The sequence below is a fragment of the Pseudactinotalea sp. Z1748 genome (assembly GCF_049725185.1).
Lineage (GTDB): Bacteria > Actinomycetota > Actinomycetes > Actinomycetales > Beutenbergiaceae > CALKWS01.
Window position 1 is genome coordinate 537,076 of sequence record NZ_JBMPQB010000003.1, and the last position, 22,998, is coordinate 560,073.

Here is a 22,998-nt window from a genome sequence, read left to right on the forward strand (position 1 = left end):
CGTCATGCCTGAGCCGACCGAGCCCACCTCTGCCCTGCCCCCGGTGAACGCCCAACGCCCCAGGCGGGTGCGGGTGCAGCATCTGGAGGCCGCCAAGGCAGCCGGTGAGCGACTGACCATGCTGACCGCCTACGACGCGATGACTGCTCGGATCTTCGACGAGGCCGGGATCGACATCCTGCTCGTGGGTGATTCCATCGGCGACAATATGCTCGGCCACCCCAATACGATCCCGGTCACCATGGACGAACTCATCCCTGCCGTCCGGGCGGTGACCCGGGCCACCGCGCGCCCCATGGTGGTGGCCGATCTGCCGTTCGGCTCCTACGAGGCCTCCCCCACGCAAGCGTGGGAGTCCGCCGCTCGCATGCTCAAGGAAGGCGGGGCACATGCGGTGAAGATCGAAGGAGGACGACGGGTCGCCGCCCACGCCAAACTCCTCACCGAGGGCGGCATCCCCGTCTTCGGGCACCTGGGTCTGACGCCGCAGTCGGAGAACATCCTGGGCGGCAAGCGGGTGCAGGGACGTGGTGAGGACGCCGCCGGGGCGTTGCTGGCCGACGCGCTGGCCCTGCAGGAGGCCGGCGTGATCGGTGTGGTGCTGGAGATGGTGCCGGCCCCGGTGGCGCAACGGATCAGCGACCAGTTGCGCATCCCCACCATCGGCATCGGTGCCGGTGCGGGGTGTGACGGCCAGGTGCTCGTCTGGTTGGACATGGCCGGTATGGGATCCTGGGCGCCGCGGTTCGCCAAGCAGTTCGCCCAGATCGGCACCGAGTTGAAGAACGCGGCCCAGGCCTACGCCGCTGAAGTCCGGGACGGGTCGTTCCCGGCGGCCGAGCACACCTACTGGGAGTAGAGCCTACCGGCTCGGACGTCCGGGGGCTCAGTTCCGACCGGCGTCGAGGCCCTCTTGCCAGAGCAGCACGCCCTCGGCCAGTGCCTCGGCATAGATGAGACGGCCCTGCGCCGAGGTCATCGACTCGGCATCGGCCGGGTTCTGCATCTCGCCCAGTTCCACCTGCACCGCGGGACGTCGCGCAAAGTTCAGGGTCGCCAGGTCGGAGCGTTCGGCGATGGCGTCGTCAAGCCCGGGGTGTGGCTGTAGGCCGGCCGCACCCATGCCCTCGACGACGGCTTCGGCGAGCCGCCGGCTGGGCCCGTCCTGGGACGGCGAGAGCGCCGGGTCAGCCACCACCACGTGGAACCCGGACCGGGTGCGGTCCTGGTTGCTGCTGGCGTGCAGCGACAACAGGATGTCAACGTCGTTGTCCTCGGCGAACCGCCCGCGCACGTCCACGCACGGCCCGATGCTGTGGTCGTCGGTACGCGTGGACAGCACCGTCGCGCCCAGGTACTCCAGCCGCTCGGTCAGCACCTGCGCCACGTCGTAGGCGAGTTCGTGTTCGGTGTACCCGTCCATGGTGGAGGTTCCGAGCGTGTCACAGGCCGTGAAACCGCCACGGCCGTCGGAGACTCGTTGGGAGATGGCGCGCAGATCGCCGAAGTTGCCACCGTTGTGCCCCGGGTCCAGTGCCACCACCACGCCCTGGAGGGGGCGAGTCCACTTGCTGTATCGGTTCAGGTCCAGCCCGCCGTCGTCGCCGGGGTCGGCGAGAGCGGGCGCGGCAAAGCCGAGCCCGAGGACCAACGCGCACAGCAACGCGATGGCCCGACCCAGCCTGGGCATCCCGCGCCGGGGGGCCTGATTACACTCCGTCATCATCCTCACCTTCGGCCCAGGCGCGCTCACGCTCCTCCTCGGCCTCCCATTCAGCGTTACGCTCCCGCGCGGTCTTCAGTGCACGGGCGGCTTCCTCCGGTGTGTCATAGGGCCCCATTCGGTGGCTCACGCCACTGACGTAACCCTGTTCGACCTTACCGGTGCTGACGTTGAAGTAGTACTTGCGTTCCACGGAGTCGTCTGCGTGCTCAGCCACGACCGACCTCCTTTGATGGCAAGCTAGATTATGGCATGGACCGGCGATGCCTGGATAGCGTTTGCCACGCACGCTCCCTTCACACGTGAGCAAAGGAACCGACAAGGCCACCATGAACCTCTCCACGGAACATTCCCTCGAGGCGGACGCCATCGGCTTCGGTATCGACATCGGCGGTTCGGGAATCAAGGGCGCGCCCGTCAACCTGAACACCGGCAGATTCCTGGCGGACCGGTTCCGCCTCCCCACCCCGAAGGAGTCCACACCCGAGGCGGTGGGGCTGATCCTGAGGACGATCGTGGAGCGATTCGACCTGCCCGAGCAGGTCCCGATCGGAGTGACCTTCCCCGGCGTCGTCCAGCACGACGTGATCGCGACCGCGGCGAACATGCACTCCGACTGGGTCGGCACCGACCTGGCCGAGGTGGTCGAAACCCACACGGGCCGCGCAGCACACATCATCAATGACGCCGACGCCGCCGGATACGCGGAGATGCGGTACGGGGCTGCCAAGGATGTGCCCGGGGTGGTGCTGGTGCTGACGCTGGGCACCGGGATCGGTAGCGCGCTGATCCATAACTCCGTACTGGTGCCGAACACCGAACTGGGCCACCTGATCATGGACGGCGACAGCGCCGAGAAGATCGCCTCGTCCGGTGTGAAGGACAAGATGGGGTGGTCCTATGAGCAGTGGGTGGTGAACCTGCAGCGCTACATGACCCACGTCGAGTTGCTCTTCTCCCCGGACCTGTTCGTCTTCGGTGGTGGAGTCAGCAAGGACCACAAGAAGTTCGTGCCGTTGCTGACGACCAATGCCCCGATCGTGCCGGCTCACCTGAGGAACAAGGCCGGCATTATCGGCGCAGCGATCATGGCCGCCGAAGCAGAGGCCTGAGGAACTCCACCGTAGCGACGGGTTGGCCGGCGTGAGGGGATTCGTGGGTTCCGGGGTAGAACCCGGGCGGGTAGGAGCGGGCCGGAACCAGCTGGCTCGGGAAGTGGATGAGTCGGCCGGTACGCCGGGTTCTGTCGCCGGGGCGTACGCCCCGGGGGCGGCCATCCATCTAGGGCCTGCGTTGCCGCAGGCCTCCAGCGACCTACCCGGAAACTCGGGCGGACAGCCCTCAGGCGTTTCCTGTCTGGTCTTGCTCCGGATGGGGTTTACCTAGCCACACCGGTCACCCGGTGTGCTGGTGGTCTCTTACACCACCGTTTCACCCTTACCGCACCGAGATGCGGCGGTCTACTTTCTGTTGCACTGTCCCGCGGGTCACCCCGGGTGGGCGTTACCCACCATCCTGCCCTGTGGAGCCCGGACGTTCCTCGGCACGGATCTCTCCGCAACGCGACCGCCTGGCCGACTCATCCACCCCCATTCTATTCCACCAAACCGCCCGGGCCAGTCGGCCGGTCGGGTTTGCTCTGATCAGTGCGATGAGTTTTGCGTTGTGCCAGGGTCAACACCACATCACCCCATCAACACGGAGGACCTGGATGAACGAATCAACGCCCGTACCGGAACTCGACCACCGCTTCTCGGATGCCGATGCCCGTCCCCCGTCCTGGCGTGAGGTGAGTGCGTTGTTGCACGAACGGCAGATGTTCTGGCTTTCCACGACGCGGGCAGACGGGCGAGCACATGCGGTGCCGCTACCGGCGATCTGGCACGAGCGGGTCCTCTACTTCGCCACCGGCGCAGCCGAGCAGAAGGCTGTCAACCTGGCCCGTTTCCCCGCCTGCGTGCTGAGCACCGGAACCGCTGCGATGAACTCCGGGCTCGACGTGGCCGTGGAGGGCAACGCCGAGCGCGTCACCGACCTCACAACCCTGCACCGGCTCGCGGCCCGATGGCTGGCCGAACTCGACTGGCCCTACGACGTGGTGAGCGGCGGTTTCGCCCACCAGGGCGACCCGGAGCCCGGAACCGAACCGGTGCTGGTGTTCGCTGTCCGGCCCACCAAAGTTCTCGCGTTCAGCAAAGGCACGCCGTTCAGCCAGACCCGGTTCCGGCTCCCGGGCTGACTCCCCCGTGGGGTGGCCACCGCCGGTCAGGTCCGGTCCAACGCGTTCAGCAGCTGGTCCACGTCGTCCTCGTCGTGGTAGACGCCCAGTCCCAGGCGCAACCGGTCGGCGCGGTGATCCACCAACACACCCCGCTCGGCGAGCGTGCGTGCGATCTGGCCCGCTGCCGGGGTGCGGTAGGTGAGGAAGTGCCCGCGATCGCACCCGGCCGCCGGGATGAGTTCGGCTCCGGCGAGGATGCCCGGTTGCTGCGCCAGGCCGGCCAGCACCCTCTTCTGCAGTCCGGACACGTGCCCGTGGATCTCGGCCACGCCCACACCGAGGTCGTCGAGCCAGCGCTGCACCGCGTTGAACCGGAATAACCCCGAGGGGTCGAACGTGGATCCCGCCAACCGTTGCCCGCCCCGGGCATACGGGACCGCCCTGGAACCCGTGCCGGGGCTGTCCGCGAGGTGATCGAAGGCGGCGAACCAGCCGGTGTTGACCGGTCGCTGCGCGTACCCGGGAGGTGCGTTGACGAAGCAGGCCCCCTCCCCGGCCATGGCGTACTTGTATCCCCCGGCCAGATAGAACGCCCGGTCCTGGATCGGGGTGATCGAGGTGGGTAGCGCCATGAACGCGTGGTAGCCATCGACGACGACGAAGGTGCGCTCGTCCGGTACCGCGGACACGATCTGGGCGACATCGGGCACGGCGTAACCAGAACCGTAGAAGACATGGGAGAACAGGATCAGGTCGTGCTCGGGCCCCATCGCGTCGACGAACCGCTCCGGGAACGTGCGCAGCGGTTCGGCCGGCACCCGCTCTACCAGCGCCAGGCCCGCCTCGGTCCACCTGTCCAGTTGCCGGGTAGCGCTGTGGAACTCGGCGTCGGTGGTCAGCACCCGCATCGGCATGGGCAGCACCGAGCAGATCCGTACCAACAGTTCATGGGTGTTCTGGGCGAAGGCGATCTCATCGGCATCGCTCAGGCCCAGCCGGCCGGCCACGTGGCGCCTGGCCTGCGGCAGTTCGGTCCCCAGCACCCCGGCCCACTTACCATCCAGGTCCCGAGCCGCCACGTCCCAGGCGCGCAGGTGTGCCTCGCGCGTCACGTCCGGCCACGGGTGGTGGCTGTGCGCGGCCATGTGCAGCACCCCGGAGCGCAGTGCAGCGTTGAAGTGCTCGGCGAGGCTCTCCTGCCCGCCGATCATCCGCTGTCGTCCTCGAACTGGAACCGCAACTGGGCCGAGACCTCCCTCGGAAGCCGTGGCAGGGCCGAGCGAGGCACGTAGTAGGTAGGCAGGTCGAACAGGTCGTTGAACACCCGGTGCCGGTTCGCAGCGGCGGCCAGGTAGGCGTGCCCGGAGGTGCCACCGGTGCCGATCTTTCCGCCGATCATCCGGTGCACCATCACCGCGTGGCGCTGGCGCCACGTGGTGAACCCCTCGTCGACGTCCACCACCGCGCGCAGGACCCGGAACGGAATCTGGAACAGGGGCTCGTCCCGGTACAGGTTGATCAGCAGGGCCGCCAGGAAGGCATCGCGGGACAGATGCCGTTGCCCTCGGTCCTGCAGTTCGGCGTAGCGGTCGGCGTCGAACAGGGTCTGGAAGGAGTCAGCCGTGGCGTCCAACGAGGCCAACTGCTCGGCACGGCCCTCCTCGGTCAGGCTCTCCAGGTTCCGGATCGCGTCCCGTTCGGCTGCGAGCATGGTGTCGACTGCCCCGGCGTAGGCGGACCAGAAGTCGAAGTCCCCGAACCGCAGGAACGGGGTCCGTGCCAGCCACTCATCCAATCCGGTGCGCAGCGTCGGGGCGGCCTCGGCATCGGCGAGCAGTTCGGCGTGCTCGGCCGACAGCACCGCGGTGTAGGGCGACCCGTGGATCTTCAGCCGCCGTTTGATATCCAGTCCCAGCCTGTTCTCGATCAACCGGAACTGGACGCTCTGGAAGCCCGACGCGGGCACCAGTGCGTCCCTGAAGTCCAGGAAGTCCAGCGGGGTCATGGTCTCCAGAACGGTCAGTTGCTCCAGCAACAGCCGCTGGATCGCGGTGATCCGTTCCAACCGGTCGGCCACCTGTCCCATCGCATGCTCGGGTATGTGACCGGCGTTCATGATGTGCACGGCGTCGTCGAGTTCGTGCAGGATCTGCTTGAACCACAGTTCATAGGCCTGGTGCACCGTGATGAACAACAACTCGTCGTGGGCGCTGCGCCCGCCGACATCACTGCGCGGGTTCTGGGCGCTGAGCAGATGCTCCAGGCCCAGGTAGTCCCAGTAATACAGTGCGCCGCCGTCGGCGGTCGCCTGGGCATCGGAGGTCATGCCACCAGGGTGACACCTGCGGGGGTGGCGCGGGCGGTGTTCGGACTGCCCATCGCGCCAACTCGGGCCACCCGGTCACCAGATAGCGGCTCCATCGGGTGCCCCCGAACCCCGCTACCGGGATAGGCTCGTGGAGCCGGAGGACGACATCTGGAGGCATCGTGGCCAACTTGGACGATCTGTGCACCACCCACGTGGAAGCGGCCCGGGCTGACCCTCATGGGCGCAGTGCCGAACTGATCGTGCGCGACGGATTCCTGCGGCAATCCGTGATCGCCATGTGCACGGGCACAGAACTCGCCGAGCACAACTCCCCCCACGCTGCCAGCATCCAGGTGCTCACCGGACGCGTTCTGGTCACCAGTCTGGGCGAGCGGGACGTCGAGGTCGCCGAGGGGCACCTGCAGGTGCTGACCCATGAACGGCACGCGGTCCGGGCACTGACGGACTCGGTGTTCCTGCTCACCACCGTCACCAGTGTTGGCCAGCAGGACGGACCCGAGCGCGGGGTCTAGGCCAGGGCCGGCCCGCCCGGCGACATCGGTTGCGGGCCGCTCACGTCGCCGGGGGCGCCTCGTCGTTGAACCGGGGATCATGCAGGTGGCAGGCCACCCGCACCCCGCCGGCCGGGCGCAGTTCCGGGTCCACACCTTCGCGGAAGTCCACCCGCACTCCCGAGCCGGTCACATCGATGGCCCGCACTCCCCGCCACAGCGGCTCGTCCGGATCATCGGTGCGTGCGCTGTTCAGGACCTCGCCGACCTCCTGCGCGGTATGACCGGACGGGGCCGGTAGCGACACCTGTTCCAGGCCCCCGTCCAGATCGGCCACCCCGGTGACCAGTGGCTGCTCGGCGCGGTAGACCTCATCGCCGCGCTCCAGCCACCGCCGCTCGAACATCGCCCCCAGGTCCCGGCCCTCCCAACCACACGCACCGAACGCGGCCGGACAGCGCGGGTGGAAGGAACACCCATGGGGAGGCGCGGCTGCGTCCGGGATCTCCCCCCGGGGCAGATCCCGGACCACCGATCTTGAGGGGTCGGGATCGGGAACCGCTCTGAGCAGGGCACGGGTATAGGGGTGCTTGGGATCGGCGAAAATCTCCTCGGTGGGCCCGATCTCCACGATCCTGCCCAGGTACATGATCGCCACGCGGTCGCAGAAGAACTTCGCGGTGGCCAGGTCGTGGGTGATGTAGACATAGGTCAGGTCCAGCCGCTCACGCAGGTCCAGCATCAGTTCCAGGATCTTGTTCCGCACGCTCATGTCGAGCATGGAGATCGGCTCATCCGCCACGAGCAGCTCCGGGCCGCAGATGATCGCGCGGGCGATGACCGCGCGCTGTTTCTGCCCCCCGGAGAGTTCTCCGGGGAGTTTGTCCAGGAACTGCTCCGTCGGGGTGAGGCCGGTCAGTTCGAGCGCCTCGATCACCCGGTCGCGTTCCTCCTCCCGGTTGTTCACGAGCCCCTGGATCCGCAGCGGATGGCCGATCGCGGTTCGCAGGTCCATCGTCGGGTTCAGCGCCGCGTGCGGGTCCTGGAACACCATCTGCAACCGGCGGCGCAACCGCCGCATCGGCCCCTGACCCATCGTGGCCAGGTCCGCACTGCCGTACCGGATGTGGCCGGACGTGGCGCCCACAAGCCCCAGGAGAGCCCGGCCCAACGTCGTCTTACCACTGCCGGACTCCCCGACCAGGCCCAGCACCTCACCCCTGCGCAGGGACAGATCCACCCCGTCCACGGCCTTGACGGTACGGCCACCGCTGCCAAGCAGACGGGCCAGAGCGCTTCCGCGTAGATCGAAGTGCACCCGCAGGTCCTCGATCTGCATCAGCACGTCCTCAGCCGGCACGGCCGAGGCAGTACCCGCTTCGCCCTCGGCGACTTCCCGTCCCAGGGAGGCGGCGTCGTCGTCAGGCCTCATCTGCAACGCTCAACTCCTCTCGCACCAACGGCTCGCGCCCACCGGGTTCGATCAACTCATCCGGCCCGTGCAGCCAGCACTCCACCACCTGATCCTCAATAGCCACCGGGTGCGGGAACTGACGGGCGCACACCGTCATCGCATGCTCGCACCGGGGATTGAACCGGCAGCCGCCCGGCGGATCGATCAGGTCCGGCGGGGCGCCGGGGATGTAGTGCAGACCGGTGGTGTTCAGGGAGATCGTGGAGCGCAACAGCGCCTCGGTGTAGGGATGCTGCGGGCGGGCGAACACCTCGGTGACCGGTCCCTGTTCCACGATGCGGCCCGCGTACATCACCGCCACCCGGTCACAGGCCTCGGCCACGATGCCCAGGTTGTGGGTGATGAACAGCAGGGAGGTGTCGAATCCGGCGCGCAGGTCGGCCAGGATCGAGATGATCTGCGCTTCCACCAGCACATCCAGGGCAGTGGTGGGTTCATCGGCCACCACGAACTTGGGCCGTAACACCAGGGCCAGGGCGATCATGATCCGTTGGCGCATCCCCCCGGAGAACTCGTGGGGGTAGGCCCGGTACCGGGTGGGCGGGATGCCCATCGCGCGCAGTGTGTCGATCGCGCGGTCCCGGATCTGTGCCTTGGGTGTCCCCGGTTCGTGGGCGGACAGCGCCTCCTCGAAGTGTTCCGAGACACGCATGAGCGGGTTCAGCCGCGTCAGCGGCTCCTGGAAGATCATGCCCAACTGCGGTCCGCGCAGGCGCTGCAGGGTCTTGGGCTTGGCCCGCACGAGATTCTGCCCGCCGAAGTCGACCACGCCCTCCACGCTGGCCGCCCTGGGCAGCAGACCCATCACCCCGCGGCCCAGGGTGGTCTTGCCGCATCCGGACTCACCCACCAGCCCCAGCGTCTCCCCCGGGTAAAGGTCGAAGGAGACTCCGTCGACGGCGCGGACCGCACCACGGTCGGTGCCGTACCAGACCCGCAGGTCCGCCACGGACAGCACTGGTTCACTCATCGCGGCCCTCCGCATCCGAGCTGGTTCCCGAGGTACTGCCCGAGGCACCCGAGGCGCCCGGCCGGCGCCGCGCCTGGTCGGAACCGCCCCCGCTGCCACCACCGGTGGTGCGGGGCCGGCGGATCAGGCGGGCCGGACCCGGCTTCATCGAGGCGTTCACGTCCCCGGGCATCCGGACCTGCAGCAGCCGGCGCACCCGGATGGCGGGGTTGAGGGCCTCGTTCAGGCCCTCCCCCATCAGCGTCATCCCCATCACCAGCAGCACGATCGCGATGCCCGGGTAGAGCCCGGTCCACCAGATCCCGGCCCCGGCATCGGCCACGGCCCGCTGCAGGTCGTATCCCCACTCCGCCGCCTCGGTGGGCTGGATGCCGTAACCGAGGAACCCCAGTCCAGCGAGCGTCAGGATCGCATCGGCGGCGTTCAGGGTGGCGATCACCGGCACGGACTGGATCACGTTGTTCAGAAGGTACCGGGACATCACGGTGGTGCGGCGCGCCCCCATCGCCCGGGCCGCCTCGACGTAGGTCTGCTCCTTGGCGCTGACGGTGGCCGCGCGTACCACCCGGAAGTACTGCGGGATGTACACCGCGGTGATCGCCAGCGCCGCGGTGGTGGCACCACCGCCCAGCCGCTCCGAGAGCAGGAACGCCACCACGATCGCCAGCAGCAGCGCCGGCAGCGTGAACAGCGCGTCCATGATCATCACCAGTGCACGGTCCAGCCAGCGCCCGACGAAGCCGGCCAGCAGGCCCAGCAGCACCCCGATGGCCAGCGAGAAGGTCAGCGCCAGCAGCACCACGGTCACTGCGGTCCGGGCGCCGAAGACCACCCGGCTGAATACGTCGTACCCCTGGGTGGAGGTTCCGAAGATGTGCTGCCCGCCGGGGGCCAGATGGTTGGCGAACCGGCCGGCGTCGTCGGCCACCTGCGCGTGCCCGAACGGGGCCAGCACCGGCGCGAGCAGCGCCACCAGCAGCATCAGCGCCGTCAGCACCGTGCCGGTGACGAGCATGAACCGGCCCACGCCGTGGGAGTTGGTGTACGGGCGGGCGATCCCGCGCAGGATCCGCCGCAGGCGCGAGCCTCCGTTGCCCCGCATCTGGGACGACGGGGCGGTCGGAACGGCTTCGACGGCCATCAGTACCTCACCCTCGGGTCGATCATCGCGTTGATGATGTCGATCAACAACGACGCGGTCACCACCGCCAGGGCGAAGAAGGTGATGATGCCCTGCACCGCGGCGTAATCACGGGAGTCCAGATAGCGCACCAACTGGCTGCCGATGCCGTTCCAATTGAAGGTCTGCTCGGTCAGGATCGCCCCACCCAGCAGCAATGCCACCTGCAATCCGAGGATGGTCACGAACGGGACCATCGCGTTCTTGAACGCATGGCTGATCACCACCCGCGATTCGGCCACACCCCGGGCCCGCGCTGCCTCGACGTAGTCGCTGCGCAGCGTCTGGATCAGGTTGATGCGGATGATCCGGATGAACACCCCGGTCAGGAGCAGCCCCAGGGTCAGCGCCGGCAGCACCAGGTGCTGCAGGCCGTTGAGGAACGCCGCGGTGTTCTGGGCCAGGAGGGCATCGATGAGGAAGAAGTTGGTGCGCGCCGGCACCGAGGCGAACATCACCGGCGACGCCTGGGAACTGGACGGCAGCCACCCCAAGGTGCGGGCGAACAGCAGTTGCATCAACAGCCCGACGAAGAACACCGGCGCGGCGTAGGTCAGGATGCCCAGCACCCTCAGCACCGCGTCCAGGGCGGTGTCGCGGAACCGCCCGGCGAGCAGGCCCAGCGGCACCGCCAGGACCAGGGCAACCAGGAAGGCCGCCAACGTCAGCGTCAGCGTGGCGCCACCGTTGACGGCGAAGATCTGCGTGACCGGCCGGTTGTCCACGATGGTGGTACCCAGATCGAACCGGAGCACGCCCCCGATGTATTCCGCGTACTGCACCAGGATCGGCCGGTTGTACCCGGCCGCCTCCCGCAGTGCCTGCAGTTCCTCGGCGCTGCGCTGGCCCCCCAGGGCCACACTGACCGGGTCCCCCGGGGCCACCCGCATCAGGATGAACACGATCGTCAGGATGATCAGCACCTGGGGCACGAACAGCAGCAGCCTGGTGATCAGGTAAGTGCGTAGTGAACCGGTGGCCTGTGACACTCACCCATCCTTCCCGCGCATGGCGCACCCCGATGGGGTACGAACTCGTGGGGACCGGTCGGTGCCGGTGCGCTGGGGAGTCCCGCACGCACCGGCACCGATCCGGCCCGCGCCACCTACTCGGTGGCGCCGCTCACGCCGGCGTAGTAGAAGATGAACGAGGGGTCGAGGGTCTCCTCCACGCCGGTCACCCCGTCGCGGACGGCGGCGATCTGGTCGCGCTGCCACAACTGCACGATCGGCACATCCTCCGCCGCGATCTCCGAGGCCCGCTCGAACGCCGCCAGGCGGGCGTCCTCGTCGGTGTCGGTCACGATCGTGTCGATCAACTCATCCATCTCGTCGTTGGAGTAGCCGTTGTTGAAGATGTTCGCCGTGCCGTAGAAGGGCTGGATGTAGTTGGAGGCATCGGGGAAGTCCGGGAACCACCCCAGGTCGAACGCGTCCATGGACTGGTCGGAGAACGTCTCGGCGTACTGCGCCCAGGACAGTTGCTCCAGGCTCACCTCGAACAGGCCGGAGTCGTTGAGTTGACGCTGGATCTCGCCGTACATGTCACCGATCTCCTCCCCGTAGCGATCCGGCATCCACCAGGCGTCGAAGGCCACCGGGATGTCCACGCCCGCGTCCTCGAGCAGCGCGCGCGCCGCATCCACATCGGGTTCACCGTAGGCGTCGTCGAAGGCGGGCACGTGCCCGGCCACCCCATCGGGAATCGGGCCGTACAGCGGGGTCACGGTGTCCCGGTAGACCGAGGAGGCGATGGTCTCCCGATCGATCACCTGCGCGAGCGCCTGCCGGACCGCGGGCTCGTCGAAGGGTGGGCGCGAGACCTGCAGCACCAGGTAGTTGATCTCGGTGCCCTCACCGACGACCACCTGCACGCCGCGCTCGGCGCCGTTCTCGCGCAGGTCCTCGATGTCGGTCACGGCCAGGGACCGGTAGGCGACCATCACGTCACCCTCCTCGATCGCCTGCTTCAGCGCCGACTCGGTTTGGTAGAACTGCAGGATCACCCCGGAGTTGCTCAACTCCGAGTCACCGGAGTAGTTCTCGTTCAGCCCGAGCTGGATCTGCTGGGTGGCGTCGAAGGTCTCCACCGTGTACGGGCCGGAGCCGAACACCTCGGCGTTGGGCTGCAAGTCATCGCCGGGGAAACTCATCGGCACGATCGCCGCCGCACCGGTGGTCAGGATGTACGGGAAAGTGGCGTCGGCGTTGGACAGCGTGAACGTCACCGTGGACTCATCCGGCGCCTCCACCGACTCGATGCCGTCCAGCAGTTGCCACCCGTTGGAGGAGTGCTGGATCGCGAGCTGGCGCTCGACCGAGTGCACCACGTTCTCTGCGGTCAACTCACTGCCGTCGGCGAACATCAGGCCCGACTTCATCGTGCAGGTGTAGGTGACCTCGTCGTCCCAGTCGCAGGCCTCGGCCGCATCCGGGGTGGGCTCGGTCTCCCCCAACGGGACCGACAGCAGTCGTTGGTAGGTGTTGTAGATGATGTTCCAGGACGGCTTGTCGTAGGAACCCGCTGGGTCGATGTTCGTCACCGTGTCCGTGGTGCCGATCACCACGGGCATCGTGCTCGCTGCGTCATCCTGCTCGGCACCATTGGTGTCGGTGCCGGTTCCGTTGGTGTCCTCATCGCCATTGCCGTTGCCGCAGGCGGCCAGCGTGAGAGCACCGACCGCGGCGATAGCCGCGGCGGCCTTCAAACTACGTACACGCATCTGCATCTACCTCGATGTCATCATCGCTTGGATCTCGCGTGGGACCAGATGCCGGTCGGGCATCCTTGCCGGCGAGCTTCTGGGCAGGTTAACCCACCGAGCGAGCCCATCAGCCTCTCCCCGCGGGGTTGTGTCCAAACCGATATCCAACGAAGCAGCGTGAGAACAGGTGGCCGGCGCAGTGGTCCGGCGCGGATAGGCTGCCCGATGTCTCCCGGACCGGTTGGCGAAAGGACCCGAATGCGGCGGCACCTGCGGACACGCCCGTGCTGATCATGCTTCCTCCCTCGGAGGGCAAGGCCGCGCCCGAGCGGGGACGCCGGTTCGATCCCGGCGCGCTGAGCCACCCGGAACTGGCCGGCCCGCGTGAGCAGGTGCTGCAGACGCTGATACGCGCCTCGGCCGGCGCCGACGCCACCACCCGTCTGCGGTTCGGTACCTCCCTGGCCGAGCAGGTCGAGGCGAACACCCGGTTGCGCGACGCCCGGGCGGCGCCGGCGACGCAGGTCTACAGCGGCGTGCTCTACGACGCCGCCGGCCTGGCGAACCTGTCCGGGACGGCCCGACGGCGTAGCAACAGTTCGGTGCGGATCGTCTCGGCGCTGTGGGGGGTGCTCCGTCCGGACGACGCGATCCCTGCCTACCGGCTGTCCATGTCCACACCGCTGCAGCCTCTGGCGCCGCTGGGCACCTTCTGGTCCCGGCACCTGGGCGGGGCCCTCGACCCGGGAGGTTCCGACGTCGTCCTCGACTGCCGTTCGCAGGACTACGCGCGGGCCTGGTCACCAGCCCCGGACCGGGAGTGGCTGGCGGTCCGGGTGGTGGCCATCCGGGCGGGCAGGCCCGTCGTGGTCTCCCATCACGCCAAGCACACCCGGGGCGTGCTCACCGGTCACCTGTTCCGCCGGCCCGAGCCGTTACCGCGCACCGCGGCGGGCGTGGCCGAAGCCGCGGCCGAACTCATCGGCCCGGTACTGGCCGACGTCGGCATGCATCCCCCCGTCCGGTCGGGGCCGGCCACGCTGGAACTGGTGCTGTCGCACTGACGCTCAGTCGTCCAGGCGCACCAGGATGTAGTCGTAGTCCTCGCTGCGCAGCACCCGCTCGGGCGGGGCCGCCTCGATCGCTGCCTTCTCGGTGAGGGACAGCGGTACCTGGACGCCCTGGGTCGCACTGCCCCGCAGGGCCACCGCCCCCAGCCCTCCGGTCTTGGCGCGTACCCGCTCGTACAGCGCCAGCAGCGCCTCATCAATCCCGGCGGCGAGTTCGTCCCGAGCGGCCTTGTGCTGCTCGCTCTCGGCGTCCAGTTCGGCGAACGCGGCATCACGCTCGGCCTCGACCCTGGTGATATCGGCCCGGATCGCTTCGAGCTGGGTGGTGGTGGCCTGCAGTTCGTGCTCGGCGGCCTCCAGGCGTTCCATCACCTCCAGTTCAACCTCTTCCAGGTCGTTCTGGCGCTTGCCCAGCGACTCCAGCTCGGCCGAGAGCGCCTGCAGGTCCTTGGGCGAACCGGTCCCGGACTCCAGCCGTTGGCGGTCCCGGTCGGCCCGGTTGCGCACCTGTTCCACATCGGTCTCGGCCTTGAGGAGTTCGCGGCGGGTGTCGGAGACCAGCATCTGGGTCTGCGCCCGGCTGCGGTCCAGGTCCTCGGCCCGTGCGGTCAGTTCCGCCAGGGTCGCCAGCGTGGGGTGGGAGTTGCGCCGGTGGGCGAGTTTGGCCAGGGCGGTGTCGAGTGCCTGCAGGTCCAGCAACGCTCGCTGGTCGGATACGGGCGCAGTGCTCACAGTCACACACGTCCTTCCTGGTTGGTGGATTCCAGCCTATCGGTCCACGGGTCGGTGGGATGCGTGCTGACCCGCACCTCGATCCGTCCCCCGGCGGCCTCGGCATCGGCTCGCAGATGCTCGGCCGCCACGGGCAGCCAGGGCCACTCACTGGCCCAGTGCGCCACGTCGATCAGCGCCGGAGCGCCGGTGCGGGCCAGAGCCTCGGCCGCCGGATGGTGCCGCAGGTCCGCGGTCACGTAGGCATCGGCGCCGGCGGCGGCGACCACCTCCAGCAGCGAGTCTCCGGCGCCGCCGCAGACGGCGACGGTGCGCACTGTCGCATCCAGGTCGCCGCCCACGCGCACCCCATGGGCCGTGGCGGGCAGGGCGTCGGCGACGCGTTCAGCCAGGTCACGCACGGTGATCGGATCAGCCAGTTCTCCGATCCGGCCCATTCCGGCCGGAGACGGTGGCGCTGCGGTGGGCACCAGGGAGAAGGCGGGTTCCTCATACGGGTGCGCCCGGCGCAACGCCTCCACGACGACGCTCCGCCGGCTGGGCGGCAGCACCATCTCCAGGCGCACCTCCTCCACGCGCTCGTGCTGCCCGACGGTACCGATTGTCGGGTTGGCCGCCCCGACCGGGGTGAACTCCCCGGTACCGGTCACCGACCATGCGCACCCGGTGTACTCCCCGACCTGCCCGGCGCCGGCAGCACCGAGGGCCTGGCGCACCGAGGTTGCCTGGGGTGTGGGCACATAGCTGATGAGCAGATCCAGGTCGGCACCGGGCAATGGTTGCAGCGGCCGGGCGCCGGTGAGACCGAGCAGGTCGGCGAGGGCCTCGTTGACCCCGCCCGCAGCGGCATCGGCGTTGGTGTGTGCCACGTACAGGGCGATGCCGGAGCGGATCAGCCGGTGCACCAGCGCACCCTTAGGGGTGGTCGTGGCCACCGAGTGGACGCCGCGCAGCAGCAGCGGGTGATGAGTGATGATCAGGTCCGCCCCGCACTCGACCGCCTCGTCCACCACGGCATCGACCGGGTCCACCGCGAGCAGCACCCGGCCGATGGGGGCCCGGGGGTCGCCCACAGCCAGACCCACGGCGTCCCACCCCTGTGCAGTCGATGGCGGATAGCGTCGTTCGAGGGACTGGATCAGGTCCTGCAGGGTGAGGGTGGTGTGCATGTCACCAGGCTGTCGGCCACCTGCCGGGGAAGCAAGCCCCACTCGAGCAGCACCGATCGGCCTGCGGCTGCGCACGCGCACAACGGCTCGCCGACTGCGCACCGAGGGTCTGCCACGGGTGTGCAAAGGAAGCGCTCGGTGCCCGGTTGCCAGAGTTCAGGGTAGATTCATCGCGGGTTACCCCGACGCTGGCGCGTCGAGAGGTGGCTATTGCACCGAAGCATGCAGAAGGAGGGTCGATGACGGCACTGCCTAGTCCGGCAGGGTCGCGTTCGCGGGGACCGGTCGATGCGCCGGCGGCAGGCGGCGCGGGCCCGGTGGACGAGGAGGAACGCGCGCGGCGACGCAAACTGGCGCACCGTCGTCGGCTGTCGCGGAACTGGTCGCTCTTCCTGCTGTTCGCCGGGCCGAACATCCTGCTGATCCTGGCGTTCATCTACTTCCCGCTGATCAGCAACATGTACTACTCCACCCTGGACTGGCGGCTGGGCTCCCCCAGTGCCACACCCGTGGGGCTGGACAACTATGCGCGCTTCTTCACCTCGCCCTCCGGGTTGGAGGTGTGGCGGGTCACCGCCATCTTCACCGGTGGCGCAGTGGTGGGCTCCATGGTGCTGGGACTACTTATCGCCCTTGTGTTGAACAAGAAGATCCCCGGGCGCACAGCGGCCCGTACTGCCGTGTTCGCACCCTATGTGCTCTCCGGCGTGGGGGTGGCGCTGGTGTGGAACTTCATCTTCGACCCCACCAGGGGTGCACTCAGTTACCTCCTCGGGTTCCTCGGTATCGCCTCACCGCAGTGGTATCTGAACGAGAACTGGGCACTGGTGATGGTGATCATCGTCTACGTCTGGAAGAACCTCGGTTTCTGCGCCGTGGTCTTCCTCGCCGGACTGCAGGCAGTCCCCCAGGATCTGTTGGAGGCAGCCACTCTCGACCGGGCCGGGGCGGCGCGACGGTTCTTCTCCGTGGTGCTACCACTGCTGACTCCCACGGTCTTCTTCCTGCTGGTCACCAACATCATCTTCTCGATGACCAACGCCTTCGACATCCTGCGGATCATGACGCCCACCGGGCACGGCACCAATACGATCATCTTCGAGATCTATCTGCAGTCCTTCGGCGCCTACCAGCGGGCCGGGTACTCCGCCGCTATCGCGGTGGTGCTGTTCTTCACGCTGTTCCTCATCACCGCCGTCCAGTTGCGCTACGTGGAGAGGAAGGTGCATTACCAGTGACGCAGCAACCCCTCGCCACACCCGGAGCCGATCCCGGGCGTCTTGACGGCCGGCAGCCGACGAAGAAGACGCGCCCGGACTGGACGAAAGCCTTCAGCCCGCGCAACCTGGCCGACACGATGCTGGCCGGCTACCTACCGATCCTGATCGCACTGTTGGTGATCGTGCTGCCGCTGGCCTGGATGATCTCCTCCAGCTTCAAACCGCCGCCGGAGATCCTCACCCTGGCACCCACGTTGCTGCCCCAGGACCCCACCCTGAACAACTACGGAGCCGTGGCGGACCGGGTGCCGCTGCTCACCGTGCTGCGCAACAGCGTGATCGTCACCATCGTCGGCGCCACCATCAAGGTCTTACTGGCGGTGACCACGGCCTACGCGTTGGTGTTCATCAAGGTACCCGGGGCGAACCTCATCTTCCTGGGTATTCTGGTTGCGCTCATGGTGCCGCCGGAGGTGTCGATGCTGCCGAACTACCTGACCATCACCGCGCTCGGCGGCCGGGACACCCTGTGGGGCATCATCCTGCCCGGACTCGGGACCGCATTCGGGACCTTCCTGCTCCGGCAGCACTTCAAAGCACTCCCGAAGGAGTTGTTCGAAGCCGCCGAACTCGATGGCGCCGGACACCTGCGCAAGTTGTTCCAGATCGCCGCACCGGTGTCGTTACCGGCCATCGCGACCGTGGCCCTGGTGACCATCGTCAACGAGTGGAACAACTTCCTGTGGCCCCTGATCATCATCGACTCCCCGGCACGGATGACCCTGCCGGTGGGTCTGAACATGCTGCAGTCGATCGAGGGCCAGACCGGCAACTACGGCGTGCTGATGGCCGGTGCGGTCCTGGTGATCGTGCCTGTCCTACTCATCTTCGCCGCCCTCCAGCGCTACATCGTGGCCGGCCTCACCCAGGGGGCGGTCAAGTGAACCCATCGACTCCGACGACCAACGAAGAAACGAAAGAAGGAGTACCCATGAAACAGTCCACCAGCCGCACCGTACGCAGCCTTGCTGCGCTCGGTGCCGCGACCCTCGTCCTGGCCGCGTGCGGCCCGGACACCAGCGGTGGTGACGGTGACGCCCAGGAAGACGTGGATGTCTCCGGCGTGGAGCCGGCCGACGAGATCACCTTCTGGACCAACCACCCCGGTGGTTCGGCCGACATCGAGAACGAATTGATCGCCCAGTTCACCGACGAGACCGGCATCGAGGTCAACGTGGTGACCTCCGGGGCGAACTACGAGGAGACCTCGCAGCGGTTCCAGACCGCACAGGGCAGCGCTGAGGTGGACGTGGTGGTCTTGTCCGATGCCACCTGGTTCCCCAACTACCTGAACGGCTCCCTGGTCGCGGTCGACGGCTTGATGGAGGAGGCCGGGGTCGACACCAGCGGATACGTCGAAGCGCTGTACGAGGACTACCAGTACGAAGGCAGCCACTACGGCGTCCCCTACGCCCGCTCCACCCCGCTGTTCTACTACAACGTCGACCATTACGAAGAGGCCGGCATCGACGCGCCCCCGGAGACGTGGGACGAAGTCGCCGAGGTCTCCGAGCAGTTGATGGACGCCGGGGTGGCGAACTCCGCCTTCAGTTTCCCGCCGCAGGATGAGTACCCGGCCTGGTGGATGGCGAACATCGTGTGGGGTTACGGCGGTGCCTGGTCCGATGAGTGGGACTTCTCCCCCGTCTCCTCCGATGCCACCATCGAGGCGCTGGAATTCGCACAGGAAGCAACCAACTCCTGGGCCTCGGTGTCCTCGGGCAACCCGGCCGATGACTTCTCCGCCGGCGCCACCAGCCAGATCGTGCAGTCCACCGGTTCCTTGGGCGGCATCCTGGACTCGGCATCCTTCGAGGTGGGCACCGCGTTCCTGCCCGGCGGTCCGGCCGCCGAGGGTGAGACCCCGACCGGTGGTGCCGGTCTGATGATCGCCTCCGACAGCACTCCGGAACGTCAGCTGGCCGCGGCGATGTTCGCCGGCTTCATGGGCAACCCGGACTCGACGGCCGCGTTCTCCGCTGCCACCGGGTACGTGCCGGTCCACCAGGATGCGGACATGTCCGACGTCTACGCCGAGACCCCGCAGTTCCAGACCGCGGTGGAACAGCTCGAGCGCGCCCGGGTGCAGGACTTCGCCCGGTTGTTCGTGCCCGGTGGTGACCTGGAGTTGTCCCAGACCCTGCAGCGCATCCTGACCTCCGACGTGGACGTGGCCGAGGAGATGCAGCGCGTGGAGGAGGAGTTGCAGTCCCTGTACGACTCCGACGTGGCCTCGGAGGTGGAGGGCTGAGTCAGCCCTTCACCCCGATCCCGGTGGGCCCGGATGGGTATCGCGGGCGTTGCTAGTGCGACGCCCGCGGCGCCCATCCGGGCCCTCGGTCGCCCGGGCCGATCCGCATGCTGGGCGATGCCGGCCCGGGGGGCGCGACGACATCGACTGCCTCGCTGACCTGACCGGGCCGGTCAGCGCTGGACGGCGCCGGGGGCGGTGTCCAGGGAGTCCAGGTCGGTGCGGGTGAGCATCGCCTCCCAGTCACCGCGGCTGGAGACCACTGCGGCCCCGCAGGCGTTCCCGCGTTCTAGTCGCTGCGGCAGCGGCAAGTCCTCAAGCAGGGCAGAGAGGTACCCGGCCACGAACGCGTCGCCGGCGCCGATGGGGTCGACGACGTCAACGCGCAGGGCCGGGCGAAGTACGTCATCCCCGACGGTGCGCACCCGGGCGCCGTCCCCACCGAGTTTGATCACCACCTCCCCCACGCCCAGACCGAACAGGGCCTCGAGGTCCATCTGGGCACCGGACGTGAGCAGGGCAAGTTCCCCGGGGTCACCGAAGACGACGTCGGCGTACGTGGCCAGTTCGGCCAGCACCGGCCGGGCCTGCTCCGGTGACCAGAGCCGGGAGCGGAAGTTCACATCCAGGCTGACCTTCATACCGGCCGTCCGCGCGGCCCCGGTCAGCGCCAGGGTCGCCTCGGCAGGCCCTGGGCCCAGCGCCGGGGTGATCCCGCTCAGGTGCACAACTGTGGGCCCCGGGTCCAACGCGGCACGGGCGTCGGCCGCCCCGATCGCGGTGAAAGCCGAATGGGCCCGGTGGTAGTCCACCCGGGCTCGCCCCATCGGGCGTTGCTGGGACACCAGGATGCCGCTGGGAGCGCCCTGTTCACGGCGTACCGCGGTGGTGTCGACCCGCTCGGCGGCCAGGGTGCGCACGATCAGGTCACCGATCGCATCACTGCCCAGCACGCTCGCCCATGCCGACCGGTGCCCAAGCCTGGCCAGCCCGATCGCGACGTTCGACTCGGCACCGGCGATCGAGATCCTCGGCTCCGGACCGACGCCGAGGGTCCCCTCGGCGCGGATGGTGCCCATGGTCTCCCCGAGGGTGAGCACATCGATGCCGCTCATCGGTGGCGACGTTCCACGCCGTCGTCCCAGGCACGCACCATGGCGGCGGCCCGGTCGCGGATCTCCGCCCACGCCTGGTCGGCGACGAGGTCGTCGTTGACCAGGTGTCCACCCACACCCACGCCGACGCATCCCATCGCGGCGTAGGTGGTGGCCTCGGCCGCGCCCACGCCCCCGGTGGGCAGCAACGGGACGTCATCGAGGGGCTCGGCGATCGCCTTGATGTAGTCCACCCCGCCCAACGGTCCGGCCGGGAACACCTTGACCGCAGCCACCGCGGGGTGGCGGTGAGCCAGTTCGATCTCGGTGGGCGTGCTCGCGCCGCAGTAGACCGGCCGGCCCGCCGGTGCTGCGGCCCCGAGCACGCCGGAGTCGATCGTGGGGGTGACCAGGAACTGCGCCCCGGCGCTGATCGCCTGGACCGCCTGGTCAGCGCTGCGCACCGTCCCGGCACCGACCTGGGCCTCGGTGCGGTCCCGCCACTCGGTGATCGTGGCACGTGCGTCCGGCGTGGGCAGCGTCACCTCCAGGCGGGCGATCCCCCCGGCGGTCAGCGCCTCCAGCACCTCCAGGGGCGGGCTGTGCCGGCGGAGCCGGATAATGGCCACCACCCCGACGTCGGTGCTCATCGCGGGCCCTGCCCAGATGCTTGCATCATCACGCCACCAGGTTAGTCGCTGCCCGCCCGCAGCATCGTCCCGGCTCGCACGCCGGTGACCTCGCCGCCGTTGAAGGCGACCCGCCCGGCCACCAGCACCGCGTGCATCCCGGTGGCCAGCCGCCAGGGGTCTGAGAAGGTGGCGTTGTCGGTGAACGTGCGGGGATCGAAGACGGCGACGTCGGCCACGGACCCGGCGCGCAGGATGCCACGGTCGGACCAGCCGAGCCGGGAGGCCGGCAGGGAGGTCATCTTCCACACCGCCTCGGGCAGGGTGAGCAGTCCCCGCTCGCGCACGTAATGGGAGATCACCCTGGGGAAGGTGCCGAAACTGCGCGGGTGCGGGCGTCCTTGGCCCTGGTCCCGTAACACCCACCCGTCGCTGGCCACGGCCACCCGTGGGTGGGCAAGCACCCGGTCCACATCCTCATCGGACATGGAGTGCAGCACCACGCTGGCCCCGCCGTCGTGGGCGGCCAGGATCCGCAGCGTGGCCTCGGCGTCGTCCACGCCCTCGGCCCGGGCGATCTGGGCCAGGCTCTGCCCGGCAGCGTCCTGGTAACGGCCCGGGCCGAGGTGGGCGATCATCACCCCGGAGGCCACCGTGGCCTGCCCCTGCCGCATCTCGGCGAGGATACCCTCACGCGCCTCGGTGTCGGCCAGCCGGCGCAGCAGTGCAGCAGTACCGCCGTCCAGGGCCCAGGTGGGCAACCGGGTGGTCAAGGTGGTGGAGGAGGCGGTGTAGGGGTAGACGTCGGCGGCGACGTCCAGGCCGGCCTCGGCGGCCTCGTCGATCAGCCCGAGTGCCTCGGCGGTACGCCCGTGGTGGCGCTCCCCGGCGGCCTTGAGGTGGGAGATCTGCAACCGCGCGCCACCAGCGGTGGCGAGCCGGATCGCCTCCTCGACCGCCTCGGTGAGTCGGGCCCCCTCGTTGCGTATGTGGGTGGAGTACAACAGCCCGAGCCGGCCCGCCGCGCTGACCAGGTACTGCAGTTCGCGTTCGTCGGAGTAGGTGCCGGGGGCATAGATCAGGCCGGTGGAGAACCCGTGTACCCCCTGGGCCGCTGCGGTGGCGAGCAACCCACCCATGGCAGCCAGGTCGTCGTCGGAGGCGAGGCGTTGCTCCCCGCCCATGACGGCTTCACGCAGGGCGTTGTGGCCCACCTGGGTCACCATGTTGATCGCCGGCCCTGCCGCGTCCACCGCGTCGGCGAACCCGCCGGCATCGGTCCACTCCCAGCCCAGTTCGGGTTCCAGGAAGGCCGAGGACGTCCGCATCGTCTCCAGATCGGCCACCGGGAACGGGGAGAAGCCGCAGTTGCCACCCACCAGGGTGGTCACGCCCTGCGGCAGTTGGGTGCTGGCCTGCGGGTGGCCCTGGATCCGGAAGTCTGCGTGGGAGTGCAGGTCGATGAAGCCCGGGGTGACGACCAGTCCGGTGGCGTCGATGACCTGCGCTCCGCGCAGGTCGGCCCGGCTGATCTCGGCGATCCGTCCCCGGTGCACTCCCAGGTTGGCGCGGATCGGGTCGGTGCCGGTTCCGTCGATGATGCTGCCCCCGTGGACGACGACGTCGTGGTCGGTCATGTTGCGTATCCTCCCGGTGCTGTGTCACCACAGCGGTATCGGTT

At 68.6% G+C, this 22,998-nt stretch carries 22 protein-coding genes and 1 other RNA gene; 8 read left to right on the forward strand and 15 right to left on the reverse strand.

All coding sequences use genetic code 11. The annotated features are described in order from the left end of the window. Positions 1-4: 4 nt before the first annotated feature. Positions 5-859 carry a 3-methyl-2-oxobutanoate hydroxymethyltransferase gene (panB, locus tag ACO0LU_RS09795; protein ID WP_424791172.1) on the forward strand — a complete coding sequence of 285 codons (855 nt, stop codon included), beginning with the start codon at positions 5-7 and terminating at the stop codon, positions 857-859. A gap of 27 nt (positions 860-886) precedes the next feature. On the opposite strand, the gene ACO0LU_RS09800 is transcribed toward panB, so the two are convergent. Continuing rightward, a complete protein-coding gene (locus tag ACO0LU_RS09800) occupies positions 887-1,723 on the reverse strand; it encodes an N-acetylmuramoyl-L-alanine amidase family protein (RefSeq protein ID WP_424791173.1) in 837 nt (278 codons plus the stop codon). After that, a complete protein-coding gene (locus tag ACO0LU_RS09805) occupies positions 1,710-1,940 on the reverse strand; it encodes an SPOR domain-containing protein (protein WP_424791174.1) in 231 nt (76 codons plus the stop codon). Before ACO0LU_RS09805 ends, ACO0LU_RS09800 begins: the two co-directional genes overlap by 14 nt. Before the next feature lie 85 nt (positions 1,941-2,025). On the opposite strand from ACO0LU_RS09805, the gene ppgK reads away from it, so the two are divergent. Then, on the forward strand, positions 2,026-2,835 hold the full coding sequence (gene ppgK / locus ACO0LU_RS09810) for a polyphosphate--glucose phosphotransferase (RefSeq protein ID WP_424791175.1): 810 nt from the start codon (positions 2,026-2,028) through the stop codon (positions 2,833-2,835). Positions 2,836-2,939: 104 nt separating this feature from the next. On the opposite strand, the gene rnpB is transcribed toward ppgK, so the two are convergent. Beyond that, positions 2,940-3,305, reverse strand: an RNA gene (gene rnpB, locus ACO0LU_RS09815) — RNase P RNA component class A. A 129-nt stretch (positions 3,306-3,434) separates the two neighbouring features. On the opposite strand from rnpB, the gene ACO0LU_RS09820 reads away from it, so the two are divergent. Beyond that, a complete protein-coding gene (locus ACO0LU_RS09820; RefSeq protein WP_424791176.1) occupies positions 3,435-3,962 on the forward strand; it encodes a pyridoxamine 5'-phosphate oxidase family protein in 528 nt (175 codons plus the stop codon). Between the two features lie 26 nt (positions 3,963-3,988). Here ACO0LU_RS09820 and ACO0LU_RS09825 read toward each other — a convergent pair whose 3' ends face one another. Further along, positions 3,989-5,155, reverse strand: coding sequence for an aminotransferase class V-fold PLP-dependent enzyme (locus ACO0LU_RS09825; RefSeq protein ID WP_424791177.1), 1,167 nt, complete (start codon positions 5,153-5,155; stop codon positions 3,989-3,991). Then, a complete protein-coding gene (locus ACO0LU_RS09830) occupies positions 5,152-6,270 on the reverse strand; it encodes a tryptophan 2,3-dioxygenase family protein (RefSeq protein WP_424791178.1) in 1,119 nt (372 codons plus the stop codon). The genes ACO0LU_RS09825 and ACO0LU_RS09830 overlap by 4 nt, the downstream gene beginning before the upstream one ends. 161 nt (positions 6,271-6,431) lie before the next feature. On the opposite strand from ACO0LU_RS09830, the gene ACO0LU_RS09835 reads away from it, so the two are divergent. Further along, positions 6,432-6,785 carry a cupin gene (locus ACO0LU_RS09835; protein ID WP_424791179.1) on the forward strand — a complete coding sequence of 118 codons (354 nt, stop codon included), beginning with the start codon at positions 6,432-6,434 and terminating at the stop codon, positions 6,783-6,785. A gap of 40 nt (positions 6,786-6,825) precedes the next feature. Here ACO0LU_RS09835 and ACO0LU_RS09840 read toward each other — a convergent pair whose 3' ends face one another. From ACO0LU_RS09840 to ACO0LU_RS09860, 5 genes are all read right to left on the reverse strand, one after another. Further along, on the reverse strand, positions 6,826-8,196 hold the full coding sequence (locus tag ACO0LU_RS09840; protein WP_424791180.1) for an oligopeptide/dipeptide ABC transporter ATP-binding protein: 1,371 nt from the start codon (positions 8,194-8,196) through the stop codon (positions 6,826-6,828). Next, positions 8,186-9,208 carry an ABC transporter ATP-binding protein gene (locus ACO0LU_RS09845; protein ID WP_424791181.1) on the reverse strand — a complete coding sequence of 341 codons (1,023 nt, stop codon included), beginning with the start codon at positions 9,206-9,208 and terminating at the stop codon, positions 8,186-8,188. The genes ACO0LU_RS09840 and ACO0LU_RS09845 overlap by 11 nt, the downstream gene beginning before the upstream one ends. Then, positions 9,201-10,349 carry an ABC transporter permease gene (locus ACO0LU_RS09850; RefSeq protein WP_424791182.1) on the reverse strand — a complete coding sequence of 383 codons (1,149 nt, stop codon included), beginning with the start codon at positions 10,347-10,349 and terminating at the stop codon, positions 9,201-9,203. Before ACO0LU_RS09850 ends, ACO0LU_RS09845 begins: the two co-directional genes overlap by 8 nt. Beyond that, positions 10,349-11,377, reverse strand: a complete 1,029-nt coding sequence (locus ACO0LU_RS09855; RefSeq protein WP_424791183.1) for an ABC transporter permease — start codon at positions 11,375-11,377, stop codon at positions 10,349-10,351. Before ACO0LU_RS09855 ends, ACO0LU_RS09850 begins: the two co-directional genes overlap by 1 nt. 116 nt (positions 11,378-11,493) lie before the next feature. Then, complete coding sequence (locus ACO0LU_RS09860; protein WP_424791184.1) at positions 11,494-13,110, reverse strand: ABC transporter substrate-binding protein; 1,617 nt, start codon at positions 13,108-13,110, stop codon at positions 11,494-11,496. A 275-nt stretch (positions 13,111-13,385) separates the two neighbouring features. Between ACO0LU_RS09860 and ACO0LU_RS09865 the strand changes: the two genes are divergently transcribed. Continuing rightward, a complete protein-coding gene (locus ACO0LU_RS09865; RefSeq protein WP_424791185.1) occupies positions 13,386-14,156 on the forward strand; it encodes a YaaA family protein in 771 nt (256 codons plus the stop codon). Between the two features lie 3 nt (positions 14,157-14,159). Here ACO0LU_RS09865 and ACO0LU_RS09870 read toward each other — a convergent pair whose 3' ends face one another. After that, positions 14,160-14,894 (reverse strand): zinc ribbon domain-containing protein, encoded by a 735-nt coding sequence (locus tag ACO0LU_RS09870; RefSeq protein ID WP_424791186.1) that lies wholly within the window; start codon positions 14,892-14,894, stop codon positions 14,160-14,162. Positions 14,895-14,896: 2 nt separating this feature from the next. Beyond that, positions 14,897-16,063: a Nif3-like dinuclear metal center hexameric protein gene (locus ACO0LU_RS09875; RefSeq protein WP_424791187.1), complete on the reverse strand. Its 1,167-nt coding sequence runs from the start codon at positions 16,061-16,063 to the stop codon at positions 14,897-14,899. Positions 16,064-16,302: 239 nt separating this feature from the next. On the opposite strand from ACO0LU_RS09875, the gene ACO0LU_RS09880 reads away from it, so the two are divergent. The 3 genes from ACO0LU_RS09880 (at position 16,303) to ACO0LU_RS09890 (ending at position 19,594) form a co-directional block, all read left to right on the forward strand. Beyond that, entirely contained in the window at positions 16,303-17,301 is a 999-nt protein-coding gene (locus ACO0LU_RS09880; RefSeq protein WP_424791188.1) for a carbohydrate ABC transporter permease, read from the forward strand. Positions 17,302-17,420: 119 nt separating this feature from the next. Next, positions 17,421-18,227 (forward strand): carbohydrate ABC transporter permease, encoded by an 807-nt coding sequence (locus ACO0LU_RS09885; RefSeq protein WP_424791222.1) that lies wholly within the window; start codon positions 17,421-17,423, stop codon positions 18,225-18,227. Between the two features lie 47 nt (positions 18,228-18,274). Then, the gene (locus ACO0LU_RS09890) at positions 18,275-19,594 is read left to right on the forward strand and encodes an ABC transporter substrate-binding protein (RefSeq protein ID WP_424791189.1); all 1,320 of its coding nucleotides are present in this window, start codon (positions 18,275-18,277) and stop codon (positions 19,592-19,594) included. 173 nt (positions 19,595-19,767) lie between these two features. Here ACO0LU_RS09890 and ACO0LU_RS09895 read toward each other — a convergent pair whose 3' ends face one another. Genes ACO0LU_RS09895 through ACO0LU_RS09905 form a run of 3 tightly spaced genes read right to left on the reverse strand, consistent with a single transcriptional unit; the run spans position 19,768 to position 22,954 of the window. Then, a complete protein-coding gene (locus ACO0LU_RS09895; protein WP_424791190.1) occupies positions 19,768-20,709 on the reverse strand; it encodes a sugar kinase in 942 nt (313 codons plus the stop codon). After that, positions 20,706-21,338 carry a bifunctional 4-hydroxy-2-oxoglutarate aldolase/2-dehydro-3-deoxy-phosphogluconate aldolase gene (locus ACO0LU_RS09900; RefSeq protein WP_424791191.1) on the reverse strand — a complete coding sequence of 211 codons (633 nt, stop codon included), beginning with the start codon at positions 21,336-21,338 and terminating at the stop codon, positions 20,706-20,708. The genes ACO0LU_RS09895 and ACO0LU_RS09900 overlap by 4 nt, the downstream gene beginning before the upstream one ends. Before the next feature lie 41 nt (positions 21,339-21,379). Next, positions 21,380-22,954 carry an N-acyl-D-amino-acid deacylase family protein gene (locus tag ACO0LU_RS09905; protein ID WP_424791192.1) on the reverse strand — a complete coding sequence of 525 codons (1,575 nt, stop codon included), beginning with the start codon at positions 22,952-22,954 and terminating at the stop codon, positions 21,380-21,382. Positions 22,955-22,998 lie beyond the last annotated feature (44 nt).